General features: G+C 74.1%; 9 protein-coding genes. 3 read left to right on the forward strand and 6 right to left on the reverse strand.

Annotated features, from left to right (window positions below; genetic code table 11):
* Nucleotides 1-9: 9 nt before the first annotated feature.
* Nucleotides 10-1,272: a helix-turn-helix domain-containing protein gene (locus OO68_RS26265; protein ID WP_033311491.1), complete on the forward strand. Its 1,263-nt coding sequence runs from the start codon at nucleotides 10-12 to the stop codon at nucleotides 1,270-1,272.
* A 156-nt stretch (nucleotides 1,273-1,428) separates the two neighbouring features.
* Here OO68_RS26265 and sucD read toward each other — a convergent pair whose 3' ends face one another.
* From sucD to OO68_RS26290, 6 genes are all read right to left on the reverse strand, one after another.
* Nucleotides 1,429-2,313, reverse strand: coding sequence for a succinate--CoA ligase subunit alpha (sucD, locus tag OO68_RS26270; RefSeq protein ID WP_033311493.1), 885 nt, complete (start codon nucleotides 2,311-2,313; stop codon nucleotides 1,429-1,431).
* A 21-nt stretch (nucleotides 2,314-2,334) separates the two neighbouring features.
* Nucleotides 2,335-3,513, reverse strand: coding sequence for an ADP-forming succinate--CoA ligase subunit beta (gene sucC, locus OO68_RS26275; RefSeq protein WP_033311494.1), 1,179 nt, complete (start codon nucleotides 3,511-3,513; stop codon nucleotides 2,335-2,337).
* A 558-nt stretch (nucleotides 3,514-4,071) separates the two neighbouring features.
* On the reverse strand, nucleotides 4,072-4,791 hold the full coding sequence (locus tag OO68_RS46335; RefSeq protein WP_157852753.1) for a hypothetical protein: 720 nt from the start codon (nucleotides 4,789-4,791) through the stop codon (nucleotides 4,072-4,074).
* Between the two features lie 552 nt (nucleotides 4,792-5,343).
* Nucleotides 5,344-6,510 (reverse strand): VWA domain-containing protein, encoded by a 1,167-nt coding sequence (locus tag OO68_RS26280; protein WP_033311497.1) that lies wholly within the window; start codon nucleotides 6,508-6,510, stop codon nucleotides 5,344-5,346.
* A 139-nt stretch (nucleotides 6,511-6,649) separates the two neighbouring features.
* Nucleotides 6,650-9,049, reverse strand: coding sequence for a DUF5682 family protein (locus OO68_RS26285; protein ID WP_033311499.1), 2,400 nt, complete (start codon nucleotides 9,047-9,049; stop codon nucleotides 6,650-6,652).
* 87 nt (nucleotides 9,050-9,136) lie between these two features.
* The gene (locus tag OO68_RS26290; RefSeq protein WP_033311501.1) at nucleotides 9,137-10,267 is read right to left on the reverse strand and encodes an ATP-binding protein; all 1,131 of its coding nucleotides are present in this window, start codon (nucleotides 10,265-10,267) and stop codon (nucleotides 9,137-9,139) included.
* A 145-nt stretch (nucleotides 10,268-10,412) separates the two neighbouring features.
* Here OO68_RS26290 and OO68_RS26295 point away from each other — a divergent pair, with 145 nt between their 5' ends.
* On the forward strand, nucleotides 10,413-11,768 hold the full coding sequence (locus tag OO68_RS26295) for an SWIM zinc finger family protein (protein WP_033311502.1): 1,356 nt from the start codon (nucleotides 10,413-10,415) through the stop codon (nucleotides 11,766-11,768).
* 139 nt (nucleotides 11,769-11,907) lie between these two features.
* Entirely contained in the window at nucleotides 11,908-13,581 is a 1,674-nt protein-coding gene (locus OO68_RS26300) for a DUF5691 domain-containing protein (protein WP_033311504.1), read from the forward strand.
* Nucleotides 13,582-13,664: the final 83 nt, after the last annotated feature.

Below are 13,664 nucleotides of genomic sequence, written 5' to 3' on the forward strand. Positions count from 1 at the left end.
GCGCGCCCTGTGACGCAGAGCCCTGCCATCCCGCTCCCTCCGCCCAAGGAGCGCCGACGCCTGCGTGAGGCCGCCTCGCTGACGCGGGCTCAGCTGGCCTCCCGGGTGGGCGTCACCAGCGAGACGGTGCGCGGGTGGGAGACCGGCCGCTCCACACCGCGCGGCCGCAAGGGGGAGAAGTACGCGAAGCTGCTCGGCTCACTCGGCGACGAGGCGGGAGTGACGCCTGATCAGGACGGCGCCGCCGACTCCGACGACCCTGAACCGGCGCCCGGGGCGGTCCTCTCGCGCCGAGCCGCGCGCGCCCGGCGCAAGACCGTCCCCGACCGGAAACGACCCGTCGCGAAGGACCGGGGCCGCGGCCCCGTCACCGTCCCCGACCGGGGCCGCGCCCCCGCCCCGCACGGGCACCGCGTCATCCTCACCGAACGCCCGCGGACGACACCCCCGCGCCGGCCGGACGATGCCATCACCGCCCTGACCCCCGATCAGGCCTTCGACGCGCTGTACGCCTTCTGCGCCCCCGCCCTCGTCCGGCAGACCTATCTGCTGACCGGCCGCCGCGAACTGGCCCGGGAGTCGGTGGAGCGGGCCTTCCAGATCGCCTGGCAGCGCTGGCCCGAGGTGGCCCGGGACCGCGACCCGGCGGGCTGGGTGCGCGCGATGGCCTACGAGTGCGCGCTCTCCCCGTGGCAACGGTTCCGGCCGCGCTTCCGGCACCCCGAGCCGCCGCCGCCCGACGCGTTCGACCGCGCGCTGATGGACACTCTGCTGAAGCTCCCGCCGCCCTACCGCCGCACCCTGGTGCTCTACGACGGGGTCGGGCTCGGTCTGCCCGAGACGGCGGCGGAGACGGAGGCGAGCACCCGCGCGGCCGTGAACCGGCTGGCGCACGCGCGCGAGGCGGTCGCCGAGCGGCTACCGGAGCTGGCGGACCCGGAGACACTGCACTGGCGGCTGGTCGAACTGGCCTCCGTCGAGCGGCTGCGGGCCGCCAAACCGTCGGTCGTGCGCAGGGGCGGGGAACGCCGGGCCCGCTTCTGGACCCGGGCCGCCATCGCCTTCACGGTCGCCCTGATCGGCACGACGGCCCTCACCGTGCGCACGGCCCCGACGCACTACGAGCCGCCGGTCCCCGAGGGGGAGACGGTGCAGGGCGTACCGCCGCGGATGGCGCCCGGGCCGCTGTCGGAGTCGGAGCGGGAGCTGCGGGCGAAGCTGCGCAAGGAGGAGCAGCGAGGGCCGGACCGGCTGCTGCCCCAGCCGTGGTGACGCCGCCGGCCTCCGGGGAGGGGTTGCGGATGCAGGTGGTGGGGGTGGGCGGTGCAGATGGACGGTGCAGTTGGGCGGAGACGGCGATGGGCGGAGACGGCGATGGGCCCGCCCCCGTGCAGGGAGCGGGCCCATCGGTGAGCCGTGCGGCGATGCTCAGCCGGCGAGGATGGCGCGGGCCAGCTTGGCCGTCTCGGTCGGCGTCTTGCCGACCTTGACGCCGGCGGCCTCCAGGGCCTCCTTCTTCGCGGCGGCCGTGCCGGAGGAGCCGGAGACGATGGCGCCGGCGTGGCCCATGGTCTTGCCCTCGGGCGCGGTGAAGCCCGCGACGTAGCCGACGACCGGCTTCTTCACGTTCTCCTTGATGAAGGCCGCGGCCCGCTCCTCGGCGTCGCCGCCGATCTCACCGATCATGACGATCAGGTCGGTGTCGGGGTCGGCCTCGAACGCGGCGAGGGCGTCGATGTGGGTCGTCCCGATGACCGGGTCGCCACCGATGCCGACGGCGGAAGAGAAGCCGATGTCCCGCAGCTCGTACATCATCTGGTACGTCAGCGTGCCGGACTTCGACACCAGGCCGATGCGGCCCGGCTTGGTGATGTCGCCCGGGATGATGCCGGCGTTGGACTGGCCCGGGGTGATGAGACCGGGGCAGTTCGGGCCGATGATGCGGGTCTTGTTGCCCTTGGACACGGCGTAGGCGTAGAACGCGGCCGAGTCGTGGACGGCGATGCCCTCGGTGATGACGACCGCGAGCGGGATCTCGGCGTCGATGGCCTCGACGACGGCGGCCTTGGCGAAGGCCGGCGGGACGAAGAGGACGGACACGTCGGCGCCCGTCTTCTCGATCGCCTCGGCGACCGTGCCGAAAACCGGGATGTCGTTGCCGTCGATGTCGACGGACGTGCCCGCCTTGCGGGGGTTCACGCCACCGACGATGTTCGTGCCGTCGGCCAGCATGAGCTTGGTGTGCTTCATGCCCGTGGCACCGGTCATGCCCTGGACGATGACCTTGCTGTCCTTGTTGAGGAAGATAGCCATGGCTGTTTAGTCCCTCGTCCCTTACTTCGCAGCCGCGAGCTCGGCGGCCTTGTCGGCCGCTCCGTCCATGGTGTCCACGCGCTGAACCAGCGGGTGGTTGGCGTCGGAGAGGATCTTGCGCCCGAGCTCCGCGTTGTTGCCGTCCAGACGGACGACCAGGGGCTTGGTGACCTCCTCGCCCTTGTCCTTGAGCAGCTGCAGCGCCTGGACGATGCCGTTGGCGACCTCGTCACAGGCGGTGATGCCACCGAAGACGTTGACGAAGACGGACTTGACGTCCGGGTCGCCGAGGATGATCTCCAGGCCGTTCGCCATGACGGCGGCGGAGGCGCCACCGCCGATGTCGAGGAAGTTGGCCGGCTTCACGCCGCCGTGCGCCTCACCGGCGTACGCGACGACGTCCAGGGTGCTCATGACGAGACCCGCGCCGTTGCCGATGATGCCGACCTCGCCGTCGAGCTTGACGTAGTTGAGGTTCTTCTCCTTGGCGGCGGCCTCGAGCGGGTTGGCCGCGGCCTTGTCCTGGAGGGCCTCGTGCTCCGGCTGGCGGAACTCGGCGTTCTCGTCCAGGGAGACCTTGCCGTCCAGGGCGATGACCTCACCGGAGGCGACCTTGGCCAGCGGGTTGACCTCGACCAGGAGGGCGTCCTCCTTGATGAAGGTGTCCCACAGCTTGACCAGGACGTTCACGACCTTGTCGGCGACCTCGGCCGGGAACTTGGCCGCCGCGACGATCTCGCGGGCCTTGGCCTCGGTGACACCCTCGTTGGCGTCGATCGGCGTCTTGGCGACGGCCTCCGGGCGGGTGGCCGCCACCTCCTCGATCTCCATGCCGCCCTCGACGGAGGCGATGGAGAGGAAGGTGCGGTTGGCACGGTCCAGGAGGAAGGAGACGTAGTACTCCTCCACGATCTCCGGGGCCGTCTCGGCGATCATCACCTTGTGGACCGTGTGGCCCTTGATGTCCATGCCGAGGATGTTGGTCGCGTGCTCGACCGCCTCGTCGGGGGTGGCGGCGAGCTTGACGCCGCCGGCCTTGCCACGGCCGCCGACCTTCACCTGGGCCTTGACGACGGACTTGCCACCGAGGCGCTCGGTGGCTGCGCGGGCCGCCTCAGGCGTGTCGATGACTTCACCGGCCAGCACCGGTACATCGTGCTTGGCGAAGAGGTCCCTCGCCTGGTACTCGAACAGGTCCACGCGCTTCCGTCCCTATCAGTGATCTCGCGGTTCGTTGTCTGCGTGGGCGTGCCGCGAGGGCAACGTGACGTCCGCTGTCTGTCACAAGGGAGGCGCACACGGTGTCCGAGCGCGCGGCATGTCCGTCTCGCAGGTTATCGCTGCTTCCGGGGGGCCTCTAAATCGAGGGTCACACCTGAGCGGTGATACCTGTCACATGATGCCGCCCTCTCTGGCACGGCGTGCCGGGTGTGAGGAGCTGGTGATGGGCCTCACCGGGATGGGGTTGACCCGGTGAGGCCCGCCGGACACCCGGGAGGGAGCACGAAGGCCCTGTTCAGGGCCCGGCTCCCCGGGGCGCCTGGCCGGGTGGCCCCCACCCCAATGGGGGCCGCCCGGCCCATCCACGAGGTTGCGGCCTCGGACCACCGACGGCTTTCGGCCGTCCGGGCGTGACGCCTCGTGAAGCACTGGGAGCGGGAGGGGTGCCGTGGGGCACCCCGGGCGGGGTCGGCCGGCCGGAGGAGCGCTCCCCCACGAGGCGGGCCTGTGGCGGGGAGACCTCGACGGCCGTCCGTGCTAGCCGGGGAAGAGGGGGATGTCCCGGTGACCGCACCCGGCACCGGCCGGGGAGGCGCCGGCCCCGCCACCGGACCCGAGCGCGAGCGGCGCCCAGGGGCTCGGGGGGACGGCGTGAGCCTCGCCGTGACGCGACGAGCCGCTGTCGGCCAAGGACCGGTTGCCGAGCACGCCGTCGGGACGACCACCTGGCGAGTGACCGGCGGCCGGGGTCCGTCCCGCGTGCGGCGAGGATCCCGGGTGGCCGGTGTGGCTCCGGCGATGGGGACGGCTGAGGTGATCTGAGTGACCCAAGGGCTGGGCGGGTCTGAGGTGGGAGGCGTGGACGCCGTGGGGCTTCGGGCCTGCGGGGGCGGCGTGGGACTCGTGGCCGGCGACCGGGGTGTCCGGTTTCCCGGCCTGTCGCGAGGGGGCGGCGCCGTCCGCGGGCACGGTCCCCGAGTCCTGCACGGATGCCCCGCCCGTTTGAGGGTCGGCCGTGGCAGGGGTGGGTGGGGCGGGCGGAGCGGGTGCTCCCGGGAGCTCAACGTCGGGGTCGCCGGGGGGTGGGGGCAGGTCGGGCAGGTCCGACAGCCCCGGCAGCCCCGGCAGGCCCGGCAGCGCGGGTGAGTCGGGCAGGGTGGGCAGCGCCGGTGCGTCCCGCAGCGCCGGTACGTCCCGCAGCGCCGGTACGTCCCGCAGCGCCGGTACGTCCCGCAGCGCCGGTGCGTCCGGCAGCACCGGCGATCCGTTTGAGCCCGGGTGATCTGAAACCGCCGGGAGGCCCCGCACCGGTTGGTGCGACACCGGCCCGGGCCACGACGATGACGGCGACAGCGACGCCTCCACCTGCACGTCTACCGGCCCCTGGCGCCCAACTCCCCCCGCCTCACCGGCTCGCCCCTCCGACCGCACCCCCACACCGTTCACACCGTTCTCCGCATGGGCCTGCTCCCCCCACACCAGTCCGATGACCAGCAACCCGCCCAACAGCAGGGCCACTTGGAGCGCACGCCGCCCGGCCGCCGTGCGCAGTGTGCGCAACGCGGCTCCGGGCAAGGCTGCTGACCAGCTCAAGAGGGGAGGCTTCCTCCCGTGCGACGGAAGCGGTACCGCCCGGCCGGCACCCCGCACGGCCGAGCAGGGGCCGATCCTCGCACGGGAGTGCGGAGGTTGCGCAAGCCCTTGCTAACCGATGGGCCGTCATGTCCCTTTTGCTGCTCCAAGCCGGACGACGACCCATCGACATATCGCCATCTGCCCCCTCACGCGGGGTACTTCACGCAGCGCCTGTCACGCCGCATCCGGTATCGGCAACGGCCGCTTCTCGATGGCCGCCGCCATCACCTCCGGAAACAGATCGGGCGTGCAGGCGAACGCCGGCGCCCCCAACGCCGCCAGCGCGGCCGCGTGCTCCCGGTCGTACGCCGGTGCCCCTTCGTCCGAGAGCGCCAGCAGCGTCACGAACTGCACGCCGGCGGCCTTCATCGCGGACACCCGCTTGAGCATCTCGTTGCGGATGCCGCCTTCGTAGAGGTCGCTGATCAGCACGACCACCGTCTCCGCGGGCCGGGTGATCTGCGACTGGCAGTACGCGAGCGCCCGGTTGATGTCCGTGCCCCCGCCCAGCTGCGTGCCGAACAGCACGTCGACCGGGTCGTCCAGCTGGTCCGTGAGGTCGACGACCGCCGTGTCGAAGACGACGAGTCGCGTGGAGATCGTCCGCATCGAGGCGAGCACCGCCCCGAACACCGATGCGTACACAACCGATGCCGCCATGGATCCCGACTGGTCGATACAGAGGATGACCTCCTTCTTGGTGGACTGGGCAGCCCGCCCGAACCCGATGAGCCGCTCCGGCACGATCGTTCGGTACTCGGGCAGGTAGTGCTTGAGGTTGGCCGCGATGGTGCGGTTCCAGTCGATGTCGTGGTGGCGGGGCCGGCTGATCCGGGCGCTGCGGTCGAGGGCGCCGGTGAGGGTGGCCCGGGTGCGCGTGGCGAGCCGCTTCTCCAGGTCTTCGACGACCTTGCGCACGACGGCCCGGGCCGTCTCCTTCGTCGTCTCCGGCATCGCCTTGTTGAGCGACAGCAGTGTGCCGACGAGGTGCACGTCGGCCTCGACCGCCTCCAGCATCTCCGGCTCCAGCAGCAGCGTGGCGAGACCGAGCCGGTCGATGGCGTCGCGCTGCATGACCTGCACGACGGAGGAGGGGAAGTACGTCCGGATGTCCCCGAGCCAGCGCGCCACGGACGGTGCCGATGCCCCGAGCCCCGCCGCACGCTCCCGGCCCCCCTGTGACCTGCCGTCCTTCCTGCCGTAGAGCGCGGTGAGCGCTCCGTCCATCGCCGCGTCCCGCCCCGACAGCTTGCAGCCGGTGCCGTCCGCCGCGTCGCCCCCGAGGACGAGCCGCCAGCGCCGCAGCCGCTCCTCCGCCGGGTCCGTCGTCCCGGACGTCATGCCCGCCCTCCCTTACGCGGCCGTTCCCACAGCGGGATCACCGGCACGGTCGTCGAAGGCCGCCTTTCCGCCCGGAACCCGCCCGTCACGGTGGCTCCCGTCTCCGGTGCCGTCGTCCGCTCCCTCAGTGCCTCGGTCGTCATCCCGTCACCCCCGCCAGGTTGTTGTCTTCGGTGTTGTCGTCCATGTCGTCCAGTCCGAGCAGCAGCCGCACGACCGGCAGCACCGCGTCCGCGCGCTCGGTGTCGAAGTCGGCCGCGAAGCCGGGCGTTGCGGTACCGGCGGCTGTCGCGCCGCCCCCGGTTCCCGGTCCGCGCCTGACCAGTTCGCCGAGGGTCCGGCGCACTCCGGGCTCGTACACCGAGAACGTCCGCCGCAGCAGGGGCAGTACGTCCGTGAAGGCCTCGGCCGGCACCCCGGTCAGCCACGCGTCGACCAGTCCGAGCAGCCGCTCGTCGTGCACCAGGAGCATTCCGCCCCCGGAACCGCCTCCGACGAAGCCCTCGATCCACGCGGCCGCGTCCGCCGGCGGTGTGCCCGGTGACAGGACGCGTCCCATCAGCAGTGCCGCCTCGTCCTGGGCCAGTTGCCCGTCGTCGAGCAGCAGCCGGACGGCCCGCCCCCGGATGACGCCCGGCACGGTGTCCCGCCCGGACAGCACCCGCAGTACGGACTGCCAACGGCCTCTCAACCGGCCGTGTCCGGCCGCGGGGGCGTCGCCCAGCAGGGCCACGGCCCCGTGCACCGCGTCCAGGTGGCCCCGCATTTCCTCGGCGGCGTCCGCGCCGAGCGCGGCGCAGGCCGGGGGAAGACCGACGAAGACCCGCTCGGCCAGTCCCGCGGCGACCTCCGCCAGGGCTGCGGTGTCCGTGCCGCGCACGTCTCCGTAGCGCAGGGAGCGGACCAGGGCCGGGAGCGCCTGGGCGAGATGGCCGACGTCCGTGTCGAGGGCCGCCCGGTCGGCGAGGACCCGCATCACAGTGGGGAGGGCGTTGGGCAGTTCGGCCAGCAGGCAGCGCTCGGCGAGCCCGGTGACACCGGCCAGGCCCTCCGCGCCGACGGCGTCCGCCTCGGCCTTGGCGGTCGCGGCGGACAGGACGGTCGTCCCCCACACGCCGGCCTCGGCGACCCGCACGGACAGTTCGGGCTCCCAGCGCAGCCGCCAGGTCTCCCGGAAGGTGCCGGTGCTGCCTCGCGATGCGGCCGGTTCGCCCCACGCGATGCCGAGCAGTCGCAGCCGGTGCAGCAGCCTGCTGCGGGCGGCGTCGTTCTCCTTGCGCAGGTCGAGCTCCAGCTCCCGCTCCAGCGCCTCGGGCTTCAGCCGCAGCCGGCGTTGCAGCCGGGTGAGGTCCCGCTGCAACGGCACGGCCGGTGCCGACGGCGGCACCTCCCCCAGCTCGTCCCCCACGACCAGCCGGTCCCGGATGAGCGCCAGGGGTACGTCCGAGCCCTCGCACATCACCGCCCGCACGGCGTCGGTCGTCTCGCTCAGGCCGGGCAGCGGACGGCCGCGCATCGCGGCGAGCGTCTCGGCCAGCCGCACCGCCTCGATGACGTGCGCGGAGGAGACGATCCGGTCCTCGGCGCGCAGCAGCCCCGCCACCTTGGTCAGCCACCGCTCCACCGGCCGGTCCGGGGCGCTGAACAGGTGCCCGTACCAGCCGGGTGAGTCGATGCCCGCTCCGTACCCGCTGGTCCGGGCGAGCCGGCGGTGCGTCCACGGCACCCAGGTCATGTCCGTCCTGACCTTGGGCAGCCCCTTCAGCAGCGCCCTGTCGGCGGCGACGGTGGTCTTCTGCCGCAGTGCGGGCACGTGCCAGGCGCCGCATACCACCGCCACACCGTCATCGAACTCCCGCTGCGCGGCCCGCACCTGGAGCCGCATGTACGCCTCGCGCACCAGGTCCCGGTCGTGGCCCCCGCTGCCGTAGGTCTCCCGCAGCGCGCCCATGGCCTGCTCCAGCGCGGTGAACGGCGCGAGCGCGTCGCCCTCCCCCGCGCCCCGGTGCTCCACGACGTCCTCCCACCACCGCTCCGGGTCGTCGTAGCCGGCGGCGTCGGCGAGCACGCCGAGCGGATCGATCCGGAGCTCGGCGGGGCCGGGACCGGTGTCCCCGTCCGGCGCCGTCTCGGCCGGTGGCGGACGTTCGCCCTCTGTTGCCGCCTCGTCGTCCTGCCTCCCCCAGGCCAGCGTGTGCGTGGCCGGCAGGTCGATGAAGCGGGCCGGGACATGGTGCTCCAGGGCCCAGCGGAGGGCGATCCACTCCGGGGAGAACTCGGCCAGCGGCCAGAACGCCGAGTGGCCGGGCTCGTCCACGGCGTGGGCGAGCAGAGCGACCGGCGGCCGCATCTCCTCGTCTGCGGCGAGCGGGATCAGGGCGTCGGCCTCGGGCGGCCCCTCGATCAGCACGACCCGCGGCCGGACCTCCTCCAGCGCCGCGCGCACCGCCCGCGCCGACCCCGGTCCGTGATGCCGCACCCCGAGCAGCACCGGCCCCGTCCCGGCGGCCCGGCCCGCGGCCTGTTCCACACCGGTCACTTCATCCCCCTCCCGTCCCGCACGTCCCCGCCCGATGCCGCGGGCGACCGCCGTCCCCCGTCACCCGGAGCCACCGCCCCGCGTTCCTCACACGCTCACCTCGCGGCAGGCCCGGTAGAAGTCCTTCCAGCCGTCACGCTCGCGGACCACCGTCTCCAGGTACTCCTGCCAGATGACCCGGTCCGCCGCCGGGTCGCGGACCACCGCGCCGAGGATGCCCGCGGCGACGTCGCCCGGCCGCAGCACGCCGTCGCCGAAGTGGGCCGCCAGGGCCAGCCCGTTGGTGACGACGGAGATCGCCTCGGCCGTGGACAGGGTGCCGCTGGGCGACTTGAGCTTCGTCCGTCCGTCGGCGGTGACCCCCTCGCGCAGCTCGCGGAAGACGGTGACGACCCGGCGGATCTCGTCGAGCCCGTCGGGTGTGGCCGGCAGGTCGAGGGAGGGGCCGATCTGGTCGACGCGCCGCGAGACGATGTCGACCTCGGCCTCGGGGCTCTCCGGCAGCGGCAGCACGACCGTGTTGAAGCGGCGGCGCAGGGCGCTGGACAGGTCGTTGACGCCGCGGTCGCGGTCGTTGGCCGTGGCGATCAGGTTGAATCCGCGGACCGCCTGCACCTCCTGGCCCAGCTCCGGTATCGGCAGCGTCTTCTCCGACAGGATCGTGATGAGCGTGTCCTGCACGTCGGCCGGGATGCGCGTCAGTTCCTCGACGCGGGCCGTCATGCCGTCGGCCATGGCCCGCATGACGGGGCTGGGCACGAGGGCGTCGCGGCTCGGGCCGTGGGCGAGCAGCTGCGCGTAGTTCCAGCCGTAGCGGATGGCCTCCTCCGGGGTGCCGGCGGTGCCCTGCACCAGCAGCGTGGAGTCGCCGCTGACCGCCGCGGCGAGGTGCTCGGACACCCAGGTCTTCGCCGTGCCCGGCACGCCGAGCAGGAGCAGGGCGCGGTCGGTGGCGAGCGTGGTGACGGCGACCTCGACGAGGCGGCGCGGGCCGACGTACTTGGGACTGATCACCGTGCCGTCCGGCAGGGTGCCGCCGAGCAGGTAGGTCGCGACGGCCCAGGGCGACAGCTTCCAGCGGGCCGGGCGCGGCCGGTCGTCCTGGGCGGCCAGCGCGGCGAGTTCATGGGCGAAGGCGTCCTCGGCGTGCGGTCGCAACGCCTGGGTCGGTCCCGTCTCCCCCGCTTCGACGGACGTCGGCTCCACGGACACGGTCATGGCAAAGTCCCCCTCCAGCTCGGCCGGTTCGGATCTGTCGCCAACGTTGCACCACACCACTGACAATGCGTTCCGACCTGCGGAAATGCCCGGCCGGGTCCGCCGGCGGACCCGATTGTCAGTGGGGGGATCTACCTTCGGTGGCATGACTCAGCAGGGGGTGCGCTGGACCGCGGACCAGGTGCTGGCACTGGCGCCTGACGCCGCATCACGCAAAGCGGGAAGCAAACTCGGCGCGGCGGGGCCGTGGTCCGAGGCGGGGAGTTCCGACGAGGGGACGGTGTGGGGGCTGTGCAAGGGCAGCGGGAGCAAGCCGTATCAGACGGTCGTGGACATCGCGGACGCCGCGGGTCCCGCGTACAAGTGCAGTTGTCCGAGCCGCAAGTTCCCGTGCAAGCACGCGCTGGGGCTGCTGCTGCTCTGGGCCGCCGACGAGGCGGCGGTGCCGCCGGGGCAGGCGCCCGAGTGGGCCGCACAGTGGGCGGCGGGGCGGCGCGAGCGCGCGGAGGCGAAGAAGGCCGGTGCCGGCTCCGGCGCGCCGTCCGGGTCCGCTGATCCCGAGGCGGCGCGCCGGCGGGCGGAGCGCCGGGCCGAGCGGGTCTCGGCGGGCGCGGTGGAGCTGGAGCAGCGCCTGGTCGACCTGCTGCGCGGCGGTCTGGCGACCGCTGAGCAGGCGGGGTACGGCCTCTGGGAGGAGACGGCGGCCCGCATGGTCGACGCCCAGGCGCAGGGACTGGCGGGGCGGGTGCGGGAGTTGGGGGCGATCCCGTCGACCGGCCCGGGCTGGCCGGTGCGGCTGCTGGAGGAGTGCGCGCTGCTGCACCTCCTGGGGCGGGGCTGGCAGCGCCGTGACCGGCTCCCTGCCGGTCTCGCCGCCACGGTCCGCTCCCGCATCGGCCTCCCGTCCTCCCCGGACGGCCCGCCGCTGCGCGACCGCTGGCTGGTCCTCGCCCAGTACGACACGACGGACCCGCGCCTGACGACCCGCCGGATCTGGCTGCACGGCGCCGTCTCGCACCGCACCGTGCTGCTCCTCTCCTACGGCGCGGCCGGCCGCGCCCCGGAGCTGGCGCTGCCGGTGGGCCTGAGTCTGGAGGCCGAGGTGTCCGCGTACCCGGGCGCCGGGCAACCGCGGGTGGCCCTGGGCGAGCAGTTCTCCGCGCCCGCGCCCGCGGCGACCCGTCCGCCGGGGGTGACCACGGCCCAGGCTGCGGCCCGTTACGGCGACGCCCTGCGCGAGGACCCGTGGCTGGAGTCCGTCCCGGTGACGCTGGACCGGGTCGTTCCCACGCCGGACGGCGACTCCTGGCAGCTGGCGGACGCCGACGGGGACGCGGCGTTGCCGCTCACTCCCGCCGCGCGCTCCCGGCCGGGGCTGTGGCGGCTCGTCGCCGTGTCGGGCGGGGCCCCGGTCAGGGTCTTCGGCGAGTGCGGCCACCAGGGCTTCACGCCGCTGACGGCCTGGCCCGAGGGCCCGGGCGACGCGGTCGCGCTGTGCTGAACCGGCGGCAGCGGCCCCGCCCGCGGCCCGTCGGCCGGCCCCACCCATCCCACGGGTCCACGCATTTTTCACGCATCACGGGACAACCGGTAAGGGCGAGCCTTCAACTACCGGGCGCCCCGCGGCGGAAAGGAAGCTCATGACCAGGACCTCCGCTCCTGTGGACGCGCCCGGCGCGGACGCCTGGGAGGGGCTCGTCACCACCGCGCTGCTGGGCACCGACCGGCGCACCCCGCCGGGCGCCGCGCCGGGCCCGGACGCACCCCTGGCCCTGCTGGACGCGGCGGCCGTGGAGACCGTACGGCGCCGGGCCGGTCTGCGCCCGGCGCGGGCGGCCGAGCGTCCGCAGGCGGCTCCGGAGGACGTCCGTCCGGCGCTGCCGCCTGCGGCCGCCCGCCGGCTCGCCATGCTGCTGGCCGACCGCCCGGGCCCGTCCGGCGGCGGGCGGCGGGGTGCCGCGCCGGATCTGACGGAGCTGCTGCCACAGTGGCTCGCGTTGGCGAACGCCCGTGGTTTCGCACCGCCTCCACAGGTGCTTCCTGCGTTGCTGGACGCGGCGCGGGGGCGGACCGACCTGCGTCCGGCCGCACTGGGGTTCGCGGGGCCGCGAGCCCTGTGGCTGGCCCGGCTGAACCCCGACTGGCGGTTCGCCCTGCGCGCGGCCCCGGGTGGCGGAGCGGCGCTGCCGCACCTTCAGGACGACGACGGGGTCCGCCGGTTGTGGCAGGAGGGCCTGTTCGCCGAACGCGTCGCTCTGCTGTCCGCGCTGCGTTCTCGCACCCCGGCCGCCGCACGCGACCTGCTCGCGTCGACGTGGGGGACGGAACGGGCCGAGGACCGGCTGATGTTCCTGGACTCGCTGCGCGAGGGCCTCGGCCCGGACGACGAGGGGTTTCTGGAGCATGCCCTGGCCGATCGCAGCCGCAATGTCCGGGCGACGGCCGCGGAACTGCTGTCGGCCCTGCCCGGTTCGGCGCTCGCCGCTCGGATGGCGGTCAGGGCGGAGGCGTGCGTCGCCATCGACCACACGCGGTCCGCCCGGCCCTCAGGGACCGGGGGCGGCATACCCGGGGGGGCCACGCAGACCACTGTGACGATCGCCGTCGAGGCGCCGCACGAGTGCGATCCGGGCATGGAGCGCGACGGCGTCGTGGCGAAGGCCCCAGCAGGGCGCGGCGAACGGTCCTGGTGGCTCGGTCAGCTGGTGGAGGCCGCACCGCTGGGCACGTGGTCGCGTCGGCTCGGCGGGCGCACGCCCCGGGACATCGTGGCGCTGCCGGTGGCGGACGGCTGGCAGGGCGAGCTGCACGCGGCGTGGTGCCGGGCGGCGGTGCGCCAGCGGGACGCCGCGTGGTCACGCGCACTGCTCGGCGATCCGTCGGCGCCGGAGGCGGGCGGTCCGGGGGCGGTGTCCCTCGCCGAACGCGCCAAGCTGCTCGGCACGCTGGGCGCCGCCGAACGGGCCGAGTGGGTGGCCGGCTTCATCGCCGCGCACGGCCTGTCCGAGGCTTTCCAGCTGCTCGGCGTGTGCGCGGTGCCGTGGGCGGCGCCGCTCGGGCGGGCCGTGGTGGACGCGCTCAACATCGCTCGGGACGCGGGGAGCTATCCATGGAGTTTCAGCGGGGTCATGGGCTTGGCGGAGCGCTGCCTCGACCCGTCCGAGGCCTCCCGGCTCGACGCGCTGCTGGCCGTACCCGACGAGCCGGAGAACGCGTCGCCGGGAGCCGGGGGCTACTGGGCGGAGGCCTTCCAGCGCCTGGTGACGACCCTGCGGCTGCGTGCGGCGATGGCCGAGGAGCTGGGAGCGGCCTGACCCCCACCCGCGCGTCCGGGGGCGGGTGCCCTGTGGCGAACGGCTGCCGCCGGGTGTGCCGACGGCCGGGGCGGCCGCCGGAG

The sequence above is a fragment of the Streptomyces iakyrus genome (assembly GCF_000717055.1).
In the GTDB taxonomy this organism is placed as follows: Bacteria; Actinomycetota; Actinomycetes; order Streptomycetales; family Streptomycetaceae; genus Streptomyces; species Streptomyces iakyrus.